The organism is Kitasatospora sp. NPDC034533, assembly GCF_055575155.1.
Window position 1 is genome coordinate 153,499 of record NZ_JBVITE010000012.1, and the last position, 20,340, is coordinate 173,838.

At 71.6% G+C, this 20,340-nt stretch carries 21 protein-coding genes and 1 pseudogene; 7 read left to right on the forward strand and 15 right to left on the reverse strand.

The features are described 5' to 3' along the window. Positions 1–36 precede the first annotated feature (36 nt). From ACZ55U_RS12030 to ACZ55U_RS12040, 3 genes are read right to left on the reverse strand one after another with little or no spacing between them, the layout of a single operon-like run. Positions 37–1,335 carry an MFS transporter gene (locus ACZ55U_RS12030; protein ID WP_465525147.1) on the reverse strand — a complete coding sequence of 433 codons (1,299 nt, stop codon included), beginning with the start codon at positions 1,333–1,335 and terminating at the stop codon, positions 37–39. Then, positions 1,332–2,903, reverse strand: a complete 1,572-nt coding sequence (locus ACZ55U_RS12035; protein WP_465525149.1) for a B12-binding domain-containing radical SAM protein — start codon at positions 2,901–2,903, stop codon at positions 1,332–1,334. Before ACZ55U_RS12035 ends, ACZ55U_RS12030 begins: the two co-directional genes overlap by 4 nt. Before the next feature lie 5 nt (positions 2,904–2,908). Continuing rightward, a complete protein-coding gene (locus ACZ55U_RS12040) occupies positions 2,909–4,477 on the reverse strand; it encodes a B12-binding domain-containing radical SAM protein (protein ID WP_465525151.1) in 1,569 nt (522 codons plus the stop codon). Between the two features lie 249 nt (positions 4,478–4,726). Here ACZ55U_RS12040 and ACZ55U_RS12045 point away from each other — a divergent pair, with 249 nt between their 5' ends. Next, positions 4,727–6,265 carry an APC family permease gene (locus tag ACZ55U_RS12045; protein WP_465525153.1) on the forward strand — a complete coding sequence of 513 codons (1,539 nt, stop codon included), beginning with the start codon at positions 4,727–4,729 and terminating at the stop codon, positions 6,263–6,265. A gap of 190 nt (positions 6,266–6,455) precedes the next feature. Here the strand turns inward: ACZ55U_RS12045 and ACZ55U_RS12050 are convergent, their stop codons facing one another. The 3 genes from ACZ55U_RS12050 to ACZ55U_RS12060 form a co-directional block, all read right to left on the reverse strand. Next, positions 6,456–7,193 (reverse strand): hypothetical protein, encoded by a 738-nt coding sequence (locus ACZ55U_RS12050; RefSeq protein ID WP_465525155.1) that lies wholly within the window; start codon positions 7,191–7,193, stop codon positions 6,456–6,458. Between the two features lie 70 nt (positions 7,194–7,263). Continuing rightward, the gene (locus ACZ55U_RS12055) at positions 7,264–8,631 is read right to left on the reverse strand and encodes a PP2C family protein-serine/threonine phosphatase (protein WP_465525157.1); all 1,368 of its coding nucleotides are present in this window, start codon (positions 8,629–8,631) and stop codon (positions 7,264–7,266) included. Continuing rightward, positions 8,631–8,777, reverse strand: coding sequence for a hypothetical protein (locus ACZ55U_RS12060; RefSeq protein WP_465525159.1), 147 nt, complete (start codon positions 8,775–8,777; stop codon positions 8,631–8,633). Before ACZ55U_RS12060 ends, ACZ55U_RS12055 begins: the two co-directional genes overlap by 1 nt. Positions 8,778–9,086: 309 nt before the next feature. Here ACZ55U_RS12060 and ACZ55U_RS12065 point away from each other — a divergent pair, with 309 nt between their 5' ends. Further along, entirely contained in the window at positions 9,087–9,464 is a 378-nt protein-coding gene (locus tag ACZ55U_RS12065) for a hypothetical protein (RefSeq protein ID WP_465525161.1), read from the forward strand. 1,087 nt (positions 9,465–10,551) lie between these two features. On the opposite strand, the gene ACZ55U_RS12070 is transcribed toward ACZ55U_RS12065, so the two are convergent. The 5 genes from ACZ55U_RS12070 to rpmG all read right to left on the reverse strand — a co-directional run bounded on the left by ACZ55U_RS12070 (position 10,552) and on the right by rpmG (position 13,033). Beyond that, entirely contained in the window at positions 10,552–11,322 is a 771-nt protein-coding gene (locus ACZ55U_RS12070) for a DUF1963 domain-containing protein (RefSeq protein ID WP_465525163.1), read from the reverse strand. Positions 11,323–11,438: 116 nt separating this feature from the next. Next, positions 11,439–11,582, reverse strand: coding sequence for a hypothetical protein (locus tag ACZ55U_RS12075; protein ID WP_465525165.1), 144 nt, complete (start codon positions 11,580–11,582; stop codon positions 11,439–11,441). Next, positions 11,579–12,451: a metal ABC transporter solute-binding protein, Zn/Mn family gene (locus tag ACZ55U_RS12080; protein WP_465525167.1), complete on the reverse strand. Its 873-nt coding sequence runs from the start codon at positions 12,449–12,451 to the stop codon at positions 11,579–11,581. Before ACZ55U_RS12080 ends, ACZ55U_RS12075 begins: the two co-directional genes overlap by 4 nt. 122 nt (positions 12,452–12,573) lie before the next feature. Then, a complete protein-coding gene (locus ACZ55U_RS12085) occupies positions 12,574–12,825 on the reverse strand; it encodes a type B 50S ribosomal protein L31 (RefSeq protein ID WP_465525169.1) in 252 nt (83 codons plus the stop codon). Between the two features lie 43 nt (positions 12,826–12,868). Continuing rightward, positions 12,869–13,033, reverse strand: coding sequence for a 50S ribosomal protein L33 (rpmG, locus tag ACZ55U_RS12090; protein ID WP_465525171.1), 165 nt, complete (start codon positions 13,031–13,033; stop codon positions 12,869–12,871). Between the two features lie 94 nt (positions 13,034–13,127). Between rpmG and rpmB the strand changes: the two genes are divergently transcribed. The 5 genes and pseudogenes from rpmB to ACZ55U_RS12115 all read left to right on the forward strand — a co-directional run bounded on the left by rpmB (position 13,128) and on the right by ACZ55U_RS12115 (position 15,329). Continuing rightward, the gene (gene rpmB / locus ACZ55U_RS12095) at positions 13,128–13,364 is read left to right on the forward strand and encodes a 50S ribosomal protein L28 (RefSeq protein ID WP_465525173.1); all 237 of its coding nucleotides are present in this window, start codon (positions 13,128–13,130) and stop codon (positions 13,362–13,364) included. Further along, positions 13,364–13,669 carry a 30S ribosomal protein S14 gene (rpsN, locus tag ACZ55U_RS12100; protein WP_465525175.1) on the forward strand — a complete coding sequence of 102 codons (306 nt, stop codon included), beginning with the start codon at positions 13,364–13,366 and terminating at the stop codon, positions 13,667–13,669. Before rpmB ends, rpsN begins: the two co-directional genes overlap by 1 nt. 5 nt (positions 13,670–13,674) lie before the next feature. Then, complete coding sequence (locus tag ACZ55U_RS12105; protein WP_465525177.1) at positions 13,675–14,838, forward strand: CobW family GTP-binding protein; 1,164 nt, start codon at positions 13,675–13,677, stop codon at positions 14,836–14,838. Between the two features lie 22 nt (positions 14,839–14,860). After that, complete coding sequence (rpsR, locus tag ACZ55U_RS12110; protein ID WP_465525179.1) at positions 14,861–15,103, forward strand: 30S ribosomal protein S18; 243 nt, start codon at positions 14,861–14,863, stop codon at positions 15,101–15,103. A gap of 29 nt (positions 15,104–15,132) precedes the next feature. Beyond that, a pseudogene (locus ACZ55U_RS12115) lies at positions 15,133–15,329 on the forward strand (large ribosomal subunit protein bL32). 162 nt (positions 15,330–15,491) lie between these two features. Here the strand turns inward: ACZ55U_RS12115 and ACZ55U_RS12120 are convergent. The 4 genes from ACZ55U_RS12120 to ACZ55U_RS12135 are packed head-to-tail and all read right to left on the reverse strand — an operon-like array spanning position 15,492 to position 20,331. Beyond that, positions 15,492–16,925, reverse strand: a complete 1,434-nt coding sequence (locus ACZ55U_RS12120; RefSeq protein ID WP_465525181.1) for an MATE family efflux transporter — start codon at positions 16,923–16,925, stop codon at positions 15,492–15,494. An 8-nt stretch (positions 16,926–16,933) separates the two neighbouring features. Further along, entirely contained in the window at positions 16,934–17,965 is a 1,032-nt protein-coding gene (locus tag ACZ55U_RS12125) for a cysteine synthase family protein (RefSeq protein WP_465525183.1), read from the reverse strand. A gap of 36 nt (positions 17,966–18,001) precedes the next feature. Further along, positions 18,002–19,351 carry a type III PLP-dependent enzyme domain-containing protein gene (locus ACZ55U_RS12130; RefSeq protein ID WP_465525185.1) on the reverse strand — a complete coding sequence of 450 codons (1,350 nt, stop codon included), beginning with the start codon at positions 19,349–19,351 and terminating at the stop codon, positions 18,002–18,004. Then, positions 19,342–20,331: an ornithine cyclodeaminase family protein gene (locus ACZ55U_RS12135; protein ID WP_465525187.1), complete on the reverse strand. Its 990-nt coding sequence runs from the start codon at positions 20,329–20,331 to the stop codon at positions 19,342–19,344. The genes ACZ55U_RS12130 and ACZ55U_RS12135 overlap by 10 nt, the downstream gene beginning before the upstream one ends. Positions 20,332–20,340: the final 9 nt, after the last annotated feature.

A 20,340-nucleotide genomic window follows, 5' to 3' on the forward strand; every position in this document is an offset into this window, starting at 1 on the left:
CCTACCGCCGGGAAAGCAGCTGACGTGACGTCATGATCATGTCTCCGCAAGGGATTCGGCGCTCTCGCCGGGCTCGGCGGCGGGCAGTTCGCGGCGCCGGGGCAGCGGTGAGCAGATGATCGCCAGCGGGCCGAGCAGCAGCGCCGTCGACATCACCCACAGGGCGGACCGCAGGCCGATCGCCTCGCCCAGCGCTCCGCCCACCAGGGTGCCGAGCGGCACCGTGCCGTAGGCCACGAAGCGGAACGAGGCGGTCGTCCGCCCGCCGAGCGAGTCGGGGGTGAGTGCCTGGCGCAGCGACACCTGGAGCACGTTCGAGATGCCGACCGCGATCCCGGAGATCGCGAATCCGGCGCAGACGGTGCCGAACACGGCCGCACGGTCACCGCCGGCCGCCGGGACGAGCAGGTACGAGACGCAGCCCAGGGTGGAGCCCACCACCACCGTCGGTCCGAGGCCGATCCGGGCCGACGCCCCCTCGGAGAAGAAGGTGCCGATCATCGCGCCGATCCCGGCCGCCGCCAGGGACAGCCCGAGCAGTGCCGGAGAGAACCCCAACTCCCGTACCGCGTAGACCAGGTAGAGCACCATGATGCCCTGCTCGCAGGCGTTGAAGACGGCCGTCTCCACCACCAGCGCGCGCAGCTCCGCCTGGCCGAGGACGAAGGCCAGGCCGGCCCGGACCTCGGCCCACCAGGAGCGGACGGCCTCGCGCGGCCCTGCGGCCGGGGCCCGGGCCTCCGGCCGGCCCGGGGACTTGATCAGTGCCAGGGTCGCGGCGGAGAAGGCGAAGGAGAACGCGTCGAACAGCAGGGCGACGGGCGCGCCGACCGCCCCGCAGACCATGCCGCCCAGACCGGGCCCGCCGAGGTCCGCGGCGGACTGGCTGGCCTGGAGGTTCCGGTTGGCCCGGGTCAGCCGCTCCCGGCCGACCAGCTGCGGGACGAAGGCCAGGCAGGCCGTTTCGAACACCACCTGGAAGGCGCCGGTCAGGAACGGTACGGCGTACAGCCACCACAACCGGAGCTCGCCGAGCGCGTACAGCACCGGCACCGTGAGGACGAGCACGGCCCGGGCGGCGTCCGCCACCAGCATCATCCGCCGGCGGTCCCCCCGGTCGACCGCGGGGCCCAGTGGCAGGGCCAGCAGCAGGAACGGCAGGTAGCGCAGCGCCCCGATGACACCCAGCTGACCGGCGTCGGCGCCGAGCGAGACCACCGCGACCAGCGGCAGGGCCAGGGCGCCTATCTGCGTGCCCACCAGGGACAGGCTCTGGCCCAGCCACAGGGCACCGAATCCATACCTCCGCGGTGGTGCCCTCACGTCACTCCTCACGCCTCCGTGCCGGCCGAGATGACCGCCGTGCGGTGGATGCCGTCGTACTGGTCGATCAGATCGCCGTTCAACTCCCGCATCATACGCAGGCGTTCGTCGAGGAGCTCATAGTACGACAGGTGCTCGGTGCCCATCGGCGACAGATAGACGCTGATCACCTCCGGGTCGCGGTCGACGTCGAACTCCAGCCGTTCGCTCTTGTTGCGGAAGTCGGCGGTGCCCGGCAGCAGGGTGCGGTTGAAGACGTTGAAGTACGGCACCACGTGCGTTCCCCGGCTCAGCAGCGCCTCCTTCAGCTGGAGGCTGCGCCTGAGGTAGTGGTCGATGGCGGGCCGGTCGTCGCCGTCGTGGCCGATCAGCACGTTGAAGGTCTGGTACGTCACGCCGTAGTCGAGCATGGCGTCGAGGATCTCCAGTTCCTCCTCGAAACCGCGGAGCTTGTTGAAGCGGCTGGTCGGGTCCTCGCCGAGGAACTCCAGGGGGATCTGCACCCGGTAGCAGCCGCGCCAGGTCCCGCCGGAGCGGTCGCTCCAGAACATGTGTTCCATGAGCTCCAGGTCCGGCTTGCCGAGGTCGAGGAACTTGCCGAACTCCAGGCCGTTGGCGAACTCCCAGGAGAAGCCGTACTCGCGGGCCAGCCGGAAGATCTCCATGACCTCCTCGCGGCCGGTCTTGTGCAGCATGGTGCCGCGACCGCTGCGCTGGAGCCGGGAGAGGATGTTGTCCTCCTGGAACAGGATGTTCCGGATGCCCATGGAGCGGAAGTACGCGAAGTGCTTCTCCACCGACTCGGCGGACATGTAGCGGTACTTGCCGCGCATCGGCGTGGCGCAGAACGAGCAGGTGCGGTAGCACCCGCGGGAGGACTCGAAGCAGGTGAAGGGCGCGGCGACGGTGGACGGAGGGGTGCCCTCCCCGGTGTCGTTGTACCGCTCCAGGCCCTCCACCAGGTCCAGCGCCATCGGGTGCAGGTCGTTCATGTTGAGGTTGGGCCCGCCGAAGACGATCTGCCCGTTGCCGTACTCGCGGCAGAACACCGCCTCCTTGAGCGGGGTGCCCTTGGCGGTGGCCTCGACCACCTTGGCGAAGATGTACTCGCCCTCCAGCTGGACCACCACGTCGAAGCCGTTGTCCAGGTACCACTCGGAGCGGGCGGTCGCGTCCATGCCCCCGGCGACGACCAGCGCCCGCGGGTTGACGGCCTTCGCGTACTTGGCGAAGTCGGTCACGGCGCCGGCCGAGTTCGTGAAGTTGTTGGAGATGCCGATGACGTCGGCCTCCCGCAGCGAGGCGTCGTAGCGCTCGAACGCCCCTCCGTAGCGCAGGCACTCGATGGTGCGCGGGCCGTAGGAGAAGGACTTGTAGAGCACCGGCTCGTCGTCGTCCACCTGGGTGTCGATGATCCGGAACTCGGCGTCGACGCCCCACTCGTCGAGGTAGGCGCGGGCGCCGGCCGCGAGGGTCGCCAGGGCGCTCTTCGGGTTGAACACCCGGATCGGGCTGATGGTGTCCGGCTCCCCGGCGAACCGCTGGCCCGGGTAGGGGGCGTAGTAGAGGTTGACGCGCATCGCCGTCACACCCCCGCCGCGGTCGACCCGGCGTAGATGCCGTCGTAGAGCCGGTGCATCTCGCGGTCGTTGAGGGAGTTCGTCATCTCCAGCCGCTTCCGGTAGACGTCCCAGTAGCTGAAGTGCGGGGTGTTGATCGCGGACAGGAAGATCCCGATCACCTCGGGGTTCTCGTCCACGTCGAAGGCCAGCAGGTCGCGCAGCGTGGTGTAGTCGCGCGCGCCCGGCAGGAGCGAGAGGTTGAAGACGTTGAAGTACGGCTGGTAGGTGCTGCCGCCCAGGGCGCCCAGCTCGTCCTTGATGCGCAGGCAGTACTCGTTGAACTGGTCCACCGCGGCCGCGTCCTGCTCGGGGTAGCCGATGAACAGGTCGTAGGTCTGGTGGCCGACCCCGTAGTCGGTGAGCATGGTGGCCAGGATGTCGACCTGCTCGTCGAAGCCGAGCAGCTTGGGGAAGCGGCTCTTGGCGATGTTCATGTTGTCCAGCGGGATCTGCACCCGGTAGCAGCCCGTCCAGCCGTCCGCCGACTTCTCGTTGCCCAGCAGCGCCTCGGCCAGCTCGTGGTCGAACCGGCCCTTCTGGCTGAACTTGCCGAATTCGATGCCGTTCGCGAACTCCCAGGCGAAGCCGTACTCGCGGATCATCCGGAAGATCTCCAGCAGCTCCTCGCGGCCGCTGTCGTAGAGGAAGCGCCCGGTGCCGTTCTGCTGGATGCGGGAGAGCGGGTTGTCCTCCTGCCAGACGATGGTCCGGATGCCCAGCTCCCGGAAGTACCTGAGGTGCTGCTCCACGGCGCCCGGCGACATGTAGCGGTACTTGCCGCGCGAGGGCGCGGTGCAGAAGGAGCAGCGCCACGCGCACCCGCGGGAGGTCTCCCAGCAGATGAAGTTCGAGCCGACGCCCTCCGGCGGCGGGCCCTCGGCGGTGTCGGTGTAGAGCGACAGGTCGCCGACCAGGTCCAGGGCCATCGGCGGCAGCTCGTTCATGTCGAGGATGTGCGACATGTCGACCTTCGGGGCGATCCGCTCGCGGGTGGCGGTGTTGGGTATCCCGCCGTAGTCCCCGCCGTTGGCGTAGGCCTGCACCACCCGGGAGAAGACCCACTCGCCCTCGCCCTGGACCACCAGGTCGACCCCGCGCTCCAGGTAGTAGTACGGGCGGGCGGTGGGGTCGACCCCCCCCGCCACCACGAACGCCTTGGGGTTGACGCTCTTGATGAACCGGGCGAGGTCCGCGGTGATCTGGGCGCTATTGGTGAAATTGCAGGTGAGCCCGTGGATGTCGGCTTCCCTGATCTTCTCGACGTAGTCCTCGAAGGGGGAGCCGAAGCGGAAGCAGTCCATTTGGTGCGGGCCGTACGGGATGGTCTTGTAGTGGATGCGCTGGCCCCCGAGCTGCATGTCGACGATCTCGATGTCGCAGTCGAAGCCCATGGTCTCCGAGAACATCCTCAGCCCGCTGGCCAGCGTCGGCAGGGCGCTCTTCGGATTCAGCGGCCGCTCGGTGTTGATGGGTTCGTCGCACCCCCTGAAGACCTGGGAGGGGAAGGGGGCGTAGTACAGATTGACTTTCACGCGAGAGGCTCCCTGATGCGTCACCGGAGGACTTGTCGGGCCTGGTGTTCCAGTGTCACCACAGCGGTGACGGCAGGTCAATGTCTCGTCCGTAAAAGGGAGTTGTCATATTGACGGTGTTTCACTTCCGCAGCAAGGAAGGCGCCCACCGGGCGGTGGCGTCGAAAGATCTCCGGTTCTTCGGGGCGTGGGACGGAGATTCTCACGCCCCGTTGTGGTGATCCGCCGAAGTGTGCAGCATTCTTCGGCGTGGACGACCTCTCAGACTCCCTCACGCCACCCGTCGCCGATCCGGCCGGCCGCGCCCCCGATTCCGAGCTCGAACGGCGCAAGCTGCGCAAGCACTTCGGCCGCTTCGACATCCTCTTCTTCCTGCTCTGCACCATCGTCGGCCTGGACACCATCGGCACCGTCGCGGCGCACGGAGCCGAGGCCTTCAGCTGGATGGTGCTGCTGGCGGTGGTGTTCTTCGTCCCCTCTGCCGCGCTCTGCGCGGAGCTGGGCACGGCCTTCCCCCAGGAGGGCGGCCCCTACCTCTGGGTGCGGCTGGCCTTCGGCCACCTGGCCGGAGCGCTGAACAACTTCATGTACTGGGTGACCACCCCGGTCTGGATCGGCGGGACGCTCTCCGTCTCCGCCCTGACCGCCTTCACCACGTTCTTCCGCGACGGCAGGCCGCTGGGCACGGTCGGCTTCTACGCCTTCACGCTGTGCTTCATCTGGCTCGGCGTGCTCACCGCGATCCTCTCCCTCGACATCGGCAAGTGGATTCCGATCCTGGGCGGCTGGGCCCGTCTGCTGCTGCTCGCCCTGTTCACCGCCACCGTGCTGGTGTACGCGGCCGAGCACGGCCTGCACGGCTTCGGGGTCTCCGACTTCACCCCCAGCTGGGCCGGCTTCATCGGCCTGGTGCCGGTGCTGATGTTCAACTTCGTCGGCTTCGAGCTGCCCAACAGCGCCGGAGACGAGATGCGCGACCCGCAGCGGGACGTCCCCTTCGCCATCCTGCGCGGCGGCGCGCTCAGCGTCCTGCTCTACACGCTGCCGATCCTGGGCATCCTGCTCGTCCTGCCGACCGAGGCCGTCACCGGCCTGCACGGCTTCCTCGACGCCATCCGCCAGGTGTTCACCGTCTACGGCGGCCGGATCGAGGGCGACGGGACGGTCGTCCTGAGCGGGGCGGGCCTGCTCCTCGGCGGCCTCACCGCGGTGCTGTTCGCGCTGACCCTGTTCTCCTCCGGCGTGGCCTGGCTGATGGGCACCGACCGGGCCCTGGCCGTCTCCGGATACGACGGAGCCGCGCCGCGGGCGCTCGGCGTGATATCGGCGAGATTCGGCACGCCCGTCCGGGTCAACCTGCTCAGCGGGCTGGTCGCCACCGGCGTACTCGTCCCCGCCCACGAACTCACGGGCGGGGACGCCGCCAAACTCTTCGGCGCGGTGCTCTCGCTGGCCGTCTCCACGACGCTGGTCAGCTACCTGGGCATCTTCCCCGCGCTGCCCGTCCTGCGGCGCAAGTTCCCGCTGGCCGAGCGGCCCTTCCGCACGCCCTACCCCACCGCCGTGTCCGCGCTGCTGACCCTGCTGATCGCGTTCGCCACGGTCCAGCTGATCGCGCCCGGGCTGGGCGCGGACTGGTTCGGCGAGGGCTACGCCCCCTCCGGCTGGACGCACGCGGAGCGGTGGACCTACCTGGCCACCCAGGGCATCCCGCTCGCCGCCTTCGCCCTCATCGCGGTGGGCTTCTGGGCCTCGGGAGCGCCCGCTCGCCGCCGCCGGCGGGGCTAGCGGCCGGAGTCGGAGATTCGTCGTTGGTCGGGTGTGAGTCGTTCCGGTCCGACGATCCCGCCGTCGTCGGTCACCGACGCCCAGCGGGAGATGCCGCGGTCCGGCCGTCGCGACGCAGTCCGACAAACGCTCCTACGTCCTCCACGGCACAGCCACCGCCGCGTCGATACGCCTCTGGCCCAGGCCGTGGTCAGCTCGCGTCCGGAGCGTCGGCCCGCTTCGCCAGCTCGGCGGTGACCTGACTCAGCAGCACCGTTGGCGATGGCGTGACGGCGTACCAGGTGTTCGCACTCTCGTCGGCGGCCGGGGCCCAGGCCGTCACCACGGGGAGTTCACAGTTTTCGCCGGCCTCCAGCGGGGGCAGCGTCCAGGACAGGCCGTGGTGGTAGCCGTAGTCCACGCCCCACGTGCTGACCGAATGATCGTGCACCTCGTCGATCAGCGCAGCCCACCGCCGCGGTACCTCTCCCGCGTCGGCGCCCCAGCAGATCGCCTCCTCGTCGTTGCCCCCGATGGTGAGCCGGGTCGTCTCGTCCTCCACCGTGATCGCAGCCAGTGCCTGACCCCCGTCGTACCCTCCGTCGGCCCCCTCCGGAAGCCGCGCCGGCAGCCCCGCGGAGAACCGCACCCGCCCGAGCGGTGCGAGGGCGTCGATCCGCCAGACCGCCGCGCGACAGTCGGTCAGCGGCCCCCAGCGCGCGGGGTCGAGCTCGGGATCGTACGGGGTGAGCAGCAGCTCGACGCGGGCGTCACACCTCACCCAGCGGGCGAGCGTCCGGTCACCCGGCAGCTGGAACAGCTCATCAGGCTGCGGCGAAAGGCCGGTGTTCCCGATGGCCGTGGTGAAGGTCAGCGGGCCGAATGGCGTGTCGACAGCCGGCTGATCGACGGAACGCAGGCGGATGCGCGGGACGGCGGGGAGCAGCACCGCCCCAGCGTACTGTGGCGTGACCTGCCACGACGCGCCGGACGGAACCCGGTGCTGTGACCGGGGACGTTCACCGGGCTGGCGATGGCGGGGCCTCGGGGCGGGGTCGGATGTGCGGGGTTCGCAGGGCGAGGATGGCCATGTCGTCGTGGCCGTCGCTGGGGTGGTGGTCGGCCAGCGCCTGGACGAAGTCCTGTAGGGGCAGGGCGGCGTGGGTGGTGGCGAGGTCGGCGAGCTCGTCCAGACTCCGATCGATGGGGCGGTCGTGGCGTTCGATGAGCCCGTCGGTGAAGAAGACCACGGTGGTGTCCGGGGGCAGGTGGCGGGTGTGGTCGGGGCGGGGCTGCGCCGTGCTGACTCCGAGCGGTAGTCCGGGCTCGGCGAACAGGTATTCCGCTCGCCCGTCGGGGGTGATCAGCAGCGGTGGGACGTGGCCCGCGGTGCTCCAGTGCAGCCTCCAGGCGTGCCCGTCGGGCTCGATGCGAGCCAGGCTGGTGGTGGTGACGGGGTTGTCGGTGATGGCCTGCAGGGTGCGGTCGAGCTGGGCGAGGACCGCGCTGGGCGGAGTGCGCCGGTCGAACAGCAGAGCGCGCAGCATGTTGCGGGTGGAAGCCATGGCGGCGGCGGCACGCAGATCGTGGCCGACCACGTCGCCGATGACGACCGTCACCGTGTCGTCGGGCAGCAGGATGGCGTCGTACCAGTCGCCGCCGAGCCGGTTGGGCTCGGCGGCGGGCTGGTAGACGGCGGCGGCGGTGAAGGGCGTGAGGTCGGGCAGGGCCGGCAGCAGAAGCCGCTGGAACAACTCGGATCCGCCACGAACCTGTTCGAACAGCCGGGCGTTCTCGATCGCGATGCCGGCGGCGCCGGCCAGGGCGGCGACGACGTTCTCGTCGTGGGCGTCGAAGGGCTGCTGGTCGCGACGCTCGGAGAGGTAGAGGTCGCCGTAGATCTCGCCGCGGACGCTGATGGCGACGCCCAGGAGGGTGCGCATGCGCGGGTGGCCGGGTGGGAACCCGATGGAGGACGGGTGGGAGGAGATGTCCTCGACCCGCAGGGGTTCGGGGTGGCGGAGCATGTGCCCGAGGACGCCTCGGCCGTGTGGGAAGCCGATCCCGGCCAGGTCGGCGCGTTCCTCCTCGGACAGGCCGGCGACGATGAACTCCTCCAGGTACTCGCCGGACTCGTGCAGCACTCCCAGTGCCCCGTAGCGGGCGCCGGCCAGTTCCATGGCGGTGGTCACGATGCGGTGCAGCACCGCGGGCAGTTCCACCTCCCGGCTGATGGCCAGCACCGCGTCCAACAGGCCCTCCAGCCGGTCCTTGGCGGCAGCCAGGGCGCCCAGTTGCTCGGCCATGTGGTCGAGTTCGGCGGACAGACGCCGCAGGTCGGGAAAGGGCGGCTGCTTCGGTTCTTCTTCCCCGCTCCCTCCCGCCATCACGAGCGCCTGGTGGTCCGGCGCTCGGCCCCGGTGGTCTGGAGCCGGTAACACTCGGTGCCGGTCTCGATCAGCGCGTCGACGTCCGGCACGGACATCCTCGGCGGCGGCTGCGTGCGCCCGCCTTCCGCGGTCTTCAAGGTCATGCCGTGCCTTCCTCGGTGGGCCTGCGCGTGAGCAGGCGGTCGTACTTCGACAAGGACGGCAGCGGCCGATTGTCGGCGGCGGGGGCCTGCGGGCGTGCAGGGAGATGGTCAAGGCCCCCAGCCTGTCGCGTCCAACCGGAGCAGTCGATGACATTGCTCCGAAGGCGGCGTGTCGCACCGCCGGCGGAGGTGGCTCTCGATCCCACTGTCGAAACCGGCTCTGAAAGGAGGCCCATGCCTGCGCCGGTCTCGTGTGGCCGAAGCGGAAACACGTGGACCACCCGGGCAAGGACATGGTCGACTTCGCGCATGAGCTTGTTGGTCGATGTGTTCACCACTGACGAGAACGGCGAGTCCCGCTTCCTCGACGTCCCCGAAGGGGCGTCGGATCTTGCCGGCTTCGAGAGCTGGCGTACTACGGTCTGGGGATCGGAAACCGTCCGTGCGCTCGGGGCGCGGTTCTTCCCTCAACTGGCTGGTAGCGACCTCCGCGTTGCCCCGGAAAACGTTCCGGAGTTCATCGACGAAGTCCTCCTTCTCCAGAACAACATCGAGGCCATCGCCGCTCGCATGGACTCGGCCAAGCCCATCGGCCAGCGCACCGGCGAGATCGCGGATCGTCTGAACAATATCCGCGACGCCGCCCAGCGAGCGGCGCAGATGGGCGGCGGTGTACAGATCTGGTAGCTGACGTGCTCGATACAGCGGCGAAGCCGGTAACTCACCGCGACCGGGGTCGCAGAAGTCGAACCAGAACCTGAAATGACGGCTCAGCCACAGACTTCATGAAGTCGATCACGAAGCCGTTGCGGTCCGTTGTCGGCTCGGCTGCCTGACCCGGACGGCTGTGCCCGGCGGCTCGCGGCGAGAGAGAATGCCCGGCATGACGACTTGAAGAGCACCCGCGGGGCGTCAGCACTGGCGCAAGGTCAGCATGGGTTGGTCCGCCTTCGACGGAGAACGCCGGGTCTGCGCCGCATGCGGGACGCCGGTCCGCTCGTACCAGTACCGGTTCCACCCGCCCGAGTCCTCCGGTTTCGAGCGCTGCATCGGATTCGCCTGGTGTTCCGGCTGTCGGATCTACTCCGGCAACATGGTGCACGTTCCACGGACGCGAGTGCTTGTCGACGCACTCGCTTCTCTTCCCCAGGAGCAACGGGAACGGCTTCTTCGTTCGGAAACGCGACTGATCGAGTTCCTGGACCGTCAGGCCCGAGACGGCAGGGGCTAGTCGGTCATGGGCTCGTCGCCGTGGGGGTTCGTCGGCTGGCCGCGATCAGCAGGAGCCGCTTGCGGAGCAGGGGCGGCTGCGCTCGGGTGCCGCAGGGACAGCGATCTCGTCCACCCGCTCACGGCTGCGCAGGGCGTTTCGCGCTCTGCCGACGGCGGCCCCCCGCTCCGGTCCTCGTCCCGGCCGGGTGGGCGCCGAGCTTCCTGGATGTGCTGGCGGACTCCCTCCCGGACGCCCTGGAACAGGTCCGCTCGGCCCCGGCCGAGCTGGTCGGTGCCGAACTGGAGCGGGTCTACGCACCCGCGCGCACGCCTGCCCCGGCATGGATCCATGGACTGCATGCACCGGGGCGCCCCGAGGCATGGCGCTCGATCCATCGTGCGCAGCACGCAGCGTTCGAGGGGCTGCTCGGCCCGGTCTGGGCGCAGGTGCAGGACCTGCACCCCGCCGAGTTCGTGCGTCGGGTCGTGCGGCACCGCTTGCGCGTGCTCGGCGAGCAGGCCGGCGCTGACGCCGAGGCCGGCGGCGTTCCGCCGGGGCCGGTCAGCCCATGTCGGCGCAGCGGAGCACCCGATCGAACCGCAGCTCCGCCAGATCGGCCCGGCGGATCACCCAGTGCACGATCCCCGCATCCGGGCCGCCCCTGGCCTCGCCGCACCGCCACGAGGCGAGCAGCACCCAGTCCTGCGACGCGCCGTCCTCCTGGAGGGCGTCGTACACCGGGTCGTACTGCGGCGAGGTCGGGTGGCCGCCCAGCTGGAACTCCCACGGCGGCCGGTGGCCGCCGGTCCCCGCCCATATCGTGGCCAGCTCGTCCGCCAGCTCGAACTGCTCGTCGTCCGGGTCCTCGCCCCAGAGGTCGAGCGCGAAGTAGTCGTCCATCTGCGCGGACGGCTCCACCCAGACCGTCCCCAGCCGGTGTTCCTCGTAGTGCTCTTCCGTCTCCCGCCGTACGGTCGGTGTCCCCGCCGGGACGTACCGGACCGCGTCCGCCACCTCCCGGCCGGAGTTGACGACGTCCGGCTCGCCGAAGAACAGCAGCCGCCCGTCGGCGGGCAGCGGCAGGTTCGTCGCACCGGCCGGCAGCGCCGCGAGGTCGACGGATGCCGCCAGCGGGGCGCACGGCACCTCGGCCCCCGCGGGCAGCCACGGGTCACCGCCCGCCACGGCGGCGGCCGGGCCCTCGCCCCCGGCCGCCAGGTACACCGCCGGCCGCAGGTGGCCGAGCCAGCGCTCCACCTCCGCGTCCGGCAGGCCATTCTCCGCGGCGGCGTCCCGGAACCGCGCCACCCTGTCCGTGATCGTCTTGTTCATGCGCTCAACCTACCGGCGGGCACTGACGGTTGGGGTCGCGCGGGCAGCGCGCGGGCCTCGGCGGCGGACGGGCGGGGTCGGCCCGCGCGGTCGCCCGGCGGAGCCGGCCGTGGGCGTCAGCGGACGCGGTGGTCCTCCAGCGGGGCGGCGTGCCGGACGGGGCCGGCTTCGCCGGGCAGGTGGGGCTGGTGGTCGACCAGGCGGGCGGAGTTGCCGACGACGGCGATGCTGCTGGTGTTGTGGAGCAGGGCGGCGATCACCGGGCTGAGCGAGCCACCGGCGCCGGCGAGCAGGCCGGCCAGGTTGTGGCCTGGACGTCGGGCGTGGAGTTCTGGCTGTTGTGGACGTAGACCTTGATCTGCTTCTCGGCGATCTGCCGGTCGACGGTGGCCTTGTCCTGGGCGGTCGGATCGGTGCCCTCGCTGATCGCGTCGAGGAAGGACTCGGGGGTGAGCAGCTTCAGCTTCAGCTCGTCGGCGAGCGGGGTCACGATCGACTCGGAGGCGCCGATCGGGGTGTCCGCGTACCGGCCGCGGATGTCGGCGATCAGCTGGTCGTAGCGGGCGAGGCCCCTGGCCTCGTACGCGGCCTTCTGCCGGTCGAAGTAGGCGGCGTCGGCCGGGTCGAGCTTGCGGTAGTCCGCGGTGATCCGCTCGATGACCCGGTGGACGTCCGAGGGGGAGTACCAGCGGTGCGGGTTGCCGCCCTGGCCGACGCCGACGAGGTCGCCGACGGTCAGCACCGTGCGGCCGGACACCGGGTTGGCGTCCAGCAGCTTGGCCGCCCACGCGTCGTAGCCGACCCCGTTGACCACGGCGTACCGGGCGCCGGCGACCGTACGGGCGTCGGCGGCGGTCGGCTCGTAGTCGTGGGGGTCGGCGTTCGGGTTGCTGATGATGTCGGTGACCCTCACGTGCTCACCCCCGAGCTGGGCGGCGATGCTGCCCCAGAAGTTCTCGGCGGCCACCACCTGGATGGCCCCGCCCGACGGGGAGGGAGCGGACGGACCGCTGCCGGGGGCGCCGGAGCAGGCCGCCGTCACGGCCAGCGCCAGCGCCAGGGCCGCGGCGTCGCGGAGTGCCGGCCGTAAGGGGCGGTGGGACACCGGGCCGGACCTGGAAGCAGCCATCGGTCCGCTCCCCGTTCGCTGGAGGACTTTCGGGCTCCTTCCACGCTAAGGGAGCTCATGTCCGGATTCCTGCCAAGCGGCCGACGGGCCGCCGGCCGCTCGGCAGGCCCGGCGCCCCGCGTTCAGCGGCCGGTGGCGCCGTAGCGGCGCTCGAACAGCTCGACGCGGCCGGCCGTGTCCAGCACCCGGCTCTTCCCGGTGTAGAAGGGGTGGCTGGCCGAGGAGATCTCGACGTCGACCACGGGATAGGTGCGGCCGTCCTCCCACTCGACGGTGGCGGAGCTGGTCAGGGTCGACCGGGTGAGGAAGGCGAGGCCGCCGGCCTTGTCGCGGAAGACGACCGGGCGGTACTCGGGGTGGATTCCGGGCTTCATGTGCTCTCCTGTCGGGTCCGGGGCCGGCTCTGCCGGTCCGGGGTCAGCGCTCTTCGCGGAAGTCGACGTGCTGCCTGGCGACCGGGTCGTACTTGCGCAGGATCAGGCGGTCCGGGTCGTTGCGGCGGTTCTTGCGGGTCACGTAGGTGTAGCCGGTGCCTGCGGTGGAGCAGAGCTTGATGATCGGGCGCAGTTCGTCGCGTGCCATGCGAGGCCTCCTTCGGATCGGTCAGGACTATAGCAAAATGAAATCCATGTTCATGTAGAGTGCTTCCGCATCGACCGACAGAACGGAGCCCCCGATGTCCGCCCACTGCCAACTGACCGGCCGCAAGCCGGGCTTCGGCAACGCGATCTCGCACTCGCACCGCCGCACCCCCCGCCGCTTCGACCCCAACATCCAGCGCAAGCGCTACTGGCTGCCCAGCGAGGGCCGCTACGTGCGCCTCACGCTCAGCGCCAAGGGCCTGAAGACCGTCGACACCATCGGGATCGAGGCCGCCGTCGCCCGCATCCGCGCCCGGGGGGAGAAGGTCTGATGGCCAAGCAGAGCAAGATCGCCAAGAACGAGCGGCGTCGTGCCCTCGTCGCCCGCTACGCCGAGCGCCGCGCCGAGCTGAAGAAGACCATCGCGCGGCCCACCAGCACCCCCGAGGAGCGCGCCGCCGCCCAGCGCGAGCTGGCCCGCCAGCCCCGGGACGCCAGCGCCACCCGGGTCCGCAATCGCGACGCCGTGGACGGCCGCCCGCGTGGCTACCAGCGCGCCTTCGGCCTCTCCCGGATCAACCTGCGCACCATGGCCCACGCCGGACAGCTGCCGGGCGTGCGCAAGTCGAGCTGGTGAGCGCCGTGCCCGAACACGTCAGGCTCCCCGTCGTCGTGGTCGCCGGCCTGCACCGCGCCGAACGCCGCCGCGCCGTCCAGGAGTTGCTGGACGGCGGCGTCGACGGCGTGGTCCTCCACCACGACCTGCGCGACGCCGGCCGGGGCACCGTCCACCGCGAACTGCGCGACTCCGACGGCGTGTACGACACCGCCGACCTGCCGTTGACCAACGGCTGCCCGTGCTGCGCCCTGCGCGAGGACCTGCTGCCGCTGCTCGCCGGCCTCGCCGAGGCCGGCGAGCACGGGCTGGCGATCGTCGAGCTGTGGGGCGGCAGCGACCCGCACCCGATGGTCGAGGTGATCGCCGGCGGCGAGGTGGACGGCCGCCCGATGGACGAGCTGATCGAGGTGGCCGGAGTGGTCACCGCGGTCGATCCCGACCGGCTGATCGGTGAACTCTCCGTCTCCGACGACCTCTGCGAGCACGGCGAGCACACCTGCGCCGACGACGCCCGCACCCGCGCCGAGGCGCTCGCCCATCAGGTCGAGTACGCCACCACGATCGCCGTCGCCCGCGGCGGCGAGGCCGGACTGTCGATGCTGCGCCAGCTGCACCCGACCGCGCGCCGGGTGCTGCTCGGCAGCGGCGAGCTGCTGCGCGCGGCGCTCGGGGGCTTCGACGTCGCGGCCGCCCGCGACCGGGTCAACCCGGCGCTGGCCCTGCTGCCGCAGGAGCACGACGAGGCGGGCGTGGCCACCCTGGTGTGGGAGCGCCGCCGCCCGCTGCATCCGGCGCGGCTGCACGACGCGCTGGAACTGCTCGTCCCGGCCGCCCAGCGCAGCCGCGGCCGGTTCTGGCTGGCCAACCGGCCGGAGCTGATGCTGGCCTGGGACGCGGCCGGAGCCAACCTCGCGGTGGAGGAGTGCGGGCCGTGGCTGGCCTCGCTGCCGGACGGCGCCTGGGACCTTTACCCGCCGGCCCGCCGGGCCGCCGCCGCCCTGGACTGGGACCCTGCCCACGGCGACCGCGTCCAGCAACTGGTCTTCCTGGCCGAGGGGCTGGACGCCGACGGCATCGTCGAGCTGCTGGACTCCTGCCTGCTCACCGACGCCGAGCTGATGGCGGGGGAGCAGGGCTGGAAGTCCCTCCCCGACGCCTTCGCCGACCTGCTCGAACCCGTTTCCTGACCATCCGAAGAAAGGATCCGACATGGCCGGACGCCCCGGCGGCCGCAGCGCCGCCCGCCCGCGCCCGAACCCCCTGTTCGAGGCCGGCATCACCTCCGTGGACTACAAGGACACCGACCTCCTGCGGAGGTTCGTCTCCGACCGCGGCAAGATACGCGGCCGCAGGGTCACCCGGTTGACCGTCCGGCAGCAGCGCGCGGTGGCCAGGGCGATCAAGAACGCCCGGGAGATGGCCCTGCTGCCGTACGCCTCCACCGCCCGCTGAACTCCGACCCAACCCACGGGAGATCCGACATGGCCGTTCCGAAGCGCAAGACGTCCCGGAGCAACAGTCTCCCTCCTTGCCCACCGACGGGCAGGAGGGGCCCACCCGCCGTTCGCAGTGGAAGGCCGCTGCCCCGCAGCTGGTGCCGATCACCGTCGATGGCCGTGAGCACCTGGTTCCGCGCAACCTGGTGAAGGCCTACGAGCGGGGCCTGCTCGTGCCGTGAGGCGGCGGGCCGTACGCCGAGGGGTCGCAGTCCGTGGGGGGCTGCGACCCCTCGGCCGTTCCGGGGCGCCGCCGGCCCCGCCGAGGCCGAGGAGGAATCCGGCCGGGGGAGGCGGTGTTCATGACGGGCCGCCCCCGGGCCGGACCCGGCGCGGGGCGCGGTTCAGCCGGCGACGGCCGGCTCCTGAACGGCGGCCCTGGCGGTGAGGGCGAGGCCGTAGCGGCGCAGCAGGAGGACGGCGGTGGTGGCGAGGCCGATGAGCAGGCCGAGCCACAGGCCGCGGGTCTCCTGGCCGAGGGGGTAGGCGAGGAGCCAGGCGGCGGGCAGGCCGATGAGCCAGTAGCCGACGAGGGTGATGCGGAATCCGCTCCCGGTGTCGTCGAGGCCGCGCAGCAGGCCGACGCCGATGTTCTGCGCGCAGTCGAAGAACTGGAGGACGGCGACGACGGTCAGGAGGCCGGTGGCGATGTGCAGGCCCTGCTGGTCGGCGGCCGTGCCGGGGTCGAAGTAGGGCCGCAGGACGAGGCCGGGGACGGTGAGGTAGGCGATGCCGACGAGGGTGGTGACGACGGCGCCGCAGGCCAGTGCGGTGTTCTTGATCCGGCGGGCGGCGGCGTGGTCGCCGAGGGCGAGTTCGCGGCTGACGTTGATGGAGGCGGCGTGGGAGAGGCCGACGGCGACCTGGAAGACGATGTAGATCAGCTGGTTGACGGCGGTGTGGGCGGCGAGCGCCGCGGCGCCGAAGCTGCCGGCGAGCAGGGCGGTGACGGAGAAGAACCCGGCCTCGGAGCCGTAGGTGGCGGCGATGGGGGTTCCGAGACCGAGCAGTCGGCGCACCGTGGCCGGGTCGGCGCGCCAGAAGTCCGGGGTCAGCAGCGGGGCGAGCCGCGGGTCGCGCCGGGCGGAGGCGTAGAGGGCGAGGAAGGAGAGCAGGTGGACGCAGCTGGTGGCCACCCCGATGCCGGTGAGGCCGAGCTCGGGCAGGCCCCAGGTGCCGTGGACGAACACCCAGTTGAGCGCGGCGTTGACCGCGATGGAGGCGATGGTGATCCGCAGCAGGGCCTGCGGGCGGCGCATGCCGACGGTGAACTGGCGGATCGCCTGGAACCAGAGGCACGGCACCAGCCCGGGGGCGAGGGCGGCGAGCATGCCCTGGGCGCGGTGGGCGACGTCCGCGTCCTGGCCGAGGAGGGTGGCGCCCTGGCCGATGAGGACCATCAGGACGGCGCCCGCGACGCCGGCGAGGGTGGCGACGGCCATCGCCGCCCGGACCAGGCCGCGCACCTCGTCGCCGTTGCCGGTCCCGGCGCCGGCGTCGGCGCCGGGCTCCTCGGCCTGTTCGGCCTGTTCGGCGCGGGCGGCGGCGGCCGCGACCTGGTTGCCGACGGAGGTGACGAGGCCGACGCCCATGGTGCGCAGCTGGTTGAAGACGACCAGGGCGAGGCCGCCGGCCGCCAGGGCCTCGGTGCCGAGCGCGCCCATCATGACGGTGTCGGTGGTGGTGAGGGCGACCTGGGCGAGCTGGGTGAGGGCGAGCGGGACGGCGAGGGCGGCGAGGGCGCGGCTGTCGCGGGCGAGGGTGGCTGGCTGCTGCATCGGCGCTTTCAGTTCCTGCGGAGTTTGGACAGTGACTCGTCGATCCCGGCTTCGACGGCCGGGGCGAGGAGGTCGCGGGCGGACATCCAGTCGTCGTCGAAGACGGTGTCCAGGTACTTCTCACCGCCGTCGTTGACGAACGCGACCATAACGGCGTCGGGGGCGAGCCGGGGCAGCCGGTCCAGGGCCTCGTACACGACGCCGCCGGCGGAGCCGCCGATGAGCAGGCCGGTGCGGCGGGCGACGGCGCGGGCGGTGGCGAAGGCCTCGATGTCGCCGACCTTGACGCCCTCGTCGATGAGGTCGTAGTCGACGAGCAGTCCGATGGTGGCGCCCTCGGGGGTGCCGGTGCCGGACTGGTAGTAGTCGTGGGCGGGCGGGCCGAAGGCGATCGAACCCCGGGGTTCGACGCCGACGACGGTCAGGCCCGGGACGCTCTTTTTCAACTCCCTGGCGGTTCCGCACAGTCCGCCGCCGGTGCCGACGGCGCCGATCAGGACGTCGACCCGGTTGCCGAGGGCCTGGGCGATCTCGCGGCCGACGGCGTGGTAGCCGACCGCGTTGCTGGGGTTGTTGTGCTGTTCGGTGAAGAAGGTGTTGTCCTTGCCGCGGGCCATGGACTCGGCGAGTTCCTCGCGGGCGGCGGTGTGGAGTTCCCCGCCGTCGGTGCCGGCGTCGACGTGGACGAGTTCGGTGCCCATGGCCTTCATGGCGCGCAGCTTGTCGGCGGCGGCGTGGTGGTCGACGACGGCGGTGAAGCGGTAGCCGCGTTCGGCGGCGACGACGGCGAGTCCGAGGCCGGTGTTGCCGGAGGTGGACTCGATGATGTGGCCGCCCTCGCGCAGGTCGCCGCGCTGTTCGGCGTCGAGGACCATCTGGCGGGCCATGCGGATCTTCGCGCTGCCGGTGGGGTTGAACATCTCCAGTTTGAGGAGCAGGCGGGCGCCGTTGTCGGCGCGGGCGAGTTCGAACAGCGGGGTGTGGCCGATGAGGTCGGAGATCCGGCTGACCACCGGGGGGCGGGTCAGGGCGTCGGTCATGGCGTGGGGCTCCGTCAGGTGTGGTGGACGCGGCGGTCAGGGGCGGCGGTCGAGGCGCCAGCGGGGCCGGCCGCCTTCGTCGGGGTGGTCGATGACGACCTTCGGCGGCAGCGGCAGCTCGTGGAAGGGGGACTCGTTGGAGTCCATCTGGTAGCCCGCGGTGTTGGGGTAGACGAGGAGGTCGCCGACCCCGGGCCGGGTGGGGAAGGGGATCTTGCGCCAGGTGAGCAGGTCGGAGTCCAGGCAGCTCGCGCCGCCGACGCACGCCGGGAAGGGCGTGGGCGGCGTGGTCCCGGGTGCGCGTGCGGGCAGCAGCCGCGGTTCGGGCAGGTACTCGCTGTTGAACCACTGCTCGGACAGGCTCAGGCTGGTGCCGTCGACGGTGACGATGCCGTACCCGGCGCGGTCCTTGACGCCCAGGACGCGGAAGACCGAGGAGCCGGCCCGGTCCAGCAGGGCGCGGCCGGGCTCCAGCAGCAGCGTCACGCCGGCCTCGCGCAGCCGCTCCGCGAGGCTCGTGCCCGTGCCGCCCGGGCGGGCGGCGAGGATCGCGCGCAGGGCGTCGGCGCCGGCGACGGGGGAGTGGTAGGGGTAGAAGTCGCTTGTGGTGAAGGACCTTTGGCCGTGGTAGTGCCCGGGGCCCTGGGCGGTGAGGAAGGCGTCCCAGGTGTCGGCGGCGAGGTAGTCGACGGGGAAGCCGCCGCCGATGCTGATCCGGTCCGCCCGCAGGCCCGACGCCCTTGCCCGGAGGCAGAGTTCGACGAGTTCTCCGGCGAGGTCGGCGCGTTCCTGGATCTCGTAGCCGGAGAGGTGGAAGCTGAACCCTTCCATGCGGACGGCGTCGCCGGCCTCGGCGCAGCGGTCGAGCGCCTGCCGCAGCCCCGGGTCGTCGAGGCCGAAGCGGCTGCGGCTCTGGGAGGGCGGGTGGCGGCGCAGCAGCACCCGGGCGGGGCGTTCGCCCGTGAGGGCGAGCAGCCGGTCGAGTTCGTCGAGGGCGTCGACGGCGATCAGCGCGCCCTGCCGTACGGCGACGCGCAGCAACTGCCCGGATTTGGCCGGGCCGGTGACGACGAGGTCCTCGCCGCGCACGCCGTGGCCCAGGGCCTCGCGCAGCTCGCCGAGGGAGGCGACGTCGACGCCCGCCCCCGCGGCGGCGCAGCGGTCGACGAACGCGCCGGCCTTGTTGGCCTTCTTGGCGTAGTAGACGCGGCCTTCGACCCGGGCGTCGGTGAGCGCGGTGCGGAAGGCGGCCAGGTTGGCGTCGAAGCGTTCGGGCAGCAGGTAGTGGAAGGGGCCGCCGAGGCCGTGGGCGAGTTCGTGGAGCAGGGGACCGGCGTGCAGGCGCTCGGTCAGCGGGTCGGGGTGGGCGGGCAGGGTCAGCGCCACAGGGCCACCTCGGTGCCGAGGTCCTGGGCGGCGGCGAGCTGGGCGAAGCGGTGGCCCAGTGCGATGTCGGTGACGACGAGTCCGCTGTTGTAGGCGAAGATCCGCTGGTCGGGGGCGGTGCGGGCCCGGGCGGCGCCGGAGATGGCGACCGGCAGCTCCAGGTCGACGTCCGGGAGGCGGCCGTGCTGGTCGGCCAGGTCGGTGCCGGTGACGCGCATCTGGGCCTCGCTGGTGGCGATCACCCGGTCCGCACGGTGGAGGGTGGACGGCGCGAGGCCGTGGCCGACGAGGATCGACACCGTGCCGGGCGCCAGCCAGTCGGCCTCGACGGCGGCCGGGGTGTGGGCTCCGGCGGTGGCGACGATGACATCGGCGTCGCGGGCGGCGGCCCGGAGGTCGGTGACCAGCTCCGGTTCGCGGCCGGGGAAGTGGCGGGCGAGTTCGGCGCGGACGGCGGCGATGCCGTCGGGGTGGGTGCCGGACAGCAGCAGGCGCTCCAGGTGGGGCAGCGTGGTGAGCAGGAACGGCAGGGCGAGGCGGCCCTGGGTGCCGGTGCCGATGACCAGCGCGGTCGAGGCGCCGGGGGCGGCGCACTCGCGGGCCAGCAGCGCGGAGACGGCCGGGGTGCGCAGGGAGCCGATGCGCGAGCAGTCCATCATGGCGACGGGCAGGCCGGTGACGTCGTCGTAGACGGTCAGGGTCGTGTAGTAGTGCTGCTCGTCGCGGCCCTTGTCGAGGCCGTGCTTGTACGAGGTCTTGATGGCGACGACGTCGCGCATGCCGTCGCGGCCGAGCATGGCGTAGGACACCGAGTGGCCGTCGGCGGGTTTGACGGTGAGCTTGCGCGGGTTGTCGGACTTGCCGGCGGCCAGGGTGCGGTAGGCCTGCTCGACGGTGTCGACGACGTCGGCGAGGCTGATGTCCAGGCCGGCGAGGTCGCTGGTGGACAGTACGCGCAGGGTGGTGTCGTCCCGGTCCATGGGGTGCCC

Excerpts from the sequence above, each read along its gene's own strand:
- rpmG (WP_465525171.1), bottom strand. The coding sequence starts at position 13,033 with ATGGCACGCGACGAACTGCGCCCGATCATCAAGCTCTGCTCCACCGCA.
- ACZ55U_RS12070 (WP_465525163.1), bottom strand. The coding sequence starts at position 11,322 with ATGAACAAGACGATCACGGACAGGGTGGCGCGGTTCCGGGACGCCGCC.
- ACZ55U_RS12135 (WP_465525187.1), bottom strand. The coding sequence starts at position 20,331 with ATGGACCGGGACGACACCACCCTGCGCGTACTGTCCACCAGCGACCTC.
- ACZ55U_RS12085 (WP_465525169.1), bottom strand. The coding sequence starts at position 12,825 with ATGAAGCCCGGAATCCACCCCGAGTACCGCCCGGTCGTCTTCCGCGAC.
- ACZ55U_RS12035 (WP_465525149.1), bottom strand. The coding sequence starts at position 2,903 with ATGCGCGTCAACCTCTACTACGCCCCCTACCCGGGCCAGCGGTTCGCC.
- rpsR (WP_465525179.1), top strand. The coding sequence starts at position 14,861 with ATGGCCGGACGCCCCGGCGGCCGCAGCGCCGCCCGCCCGCGCCCGAAC.
- rpsN (WP_465525175.1), top strand. The coding sequence starts at position 13,364 with ATGGCCAAGCAGAGCAAGATCGCCAAGAACGAGCGGCGTCGTGCCCTC.
- ACZ55U_RS12060 (WP_465525159.1), bottom strand. The coding sequence starts at position 8,777 with ATGACCTTGAAGACCGCGGAAGGCGGGCGCACGCAGCCGCCGCCGAGG.
- rpmB (WP_465525173.1), top strand. The coding sequence starts at position 13,128 with ATGTCCGCCCACTGCCAACTGACCGGCCGCAAGCCGGGCTTCGGCAAC.
- ACZ55U_RS12125 (WP_465525183.1), bottom strand. The coding sequence starts at position 17,965 with ATGACCGACGCCCTGACCCGCCCCCCGGTGGTCAGCCGGATCTCCGAC.
- ACZ55U_RS12120 (WP_465525181.1), bottom strand. The coding sequence starts at position 16,925 with ATGCAGCAGCCAGCCACCCTCGCCCGCGACAGCCGCGCCCTCGCCGCC.
- ACZ55U_RS12080 (WP_465525167.1), bottom strand. The coding sequence starts at position 12,451 with ATGGCTGCTTCCAGGTCCGGCCCGGTGTCCCACCGCCCCTTACGGCCG.
- ACZ55U_RS12055 (WP_465525157.1), bottom strand. The coding sequence starts at position 8,631 with ATGGCGGGAGGGAGCGGGGAAGAAGAACCGAAGCAGCCGCCCTTTCCC.
- ACZ55U_RS12065 (WP_465525161.1), top strand. The coding sequence starts at position 9,087 with ATGAGCTTGTTGGTCGATGTGTTCACCACTGACGAGAACGGCGAGTCC.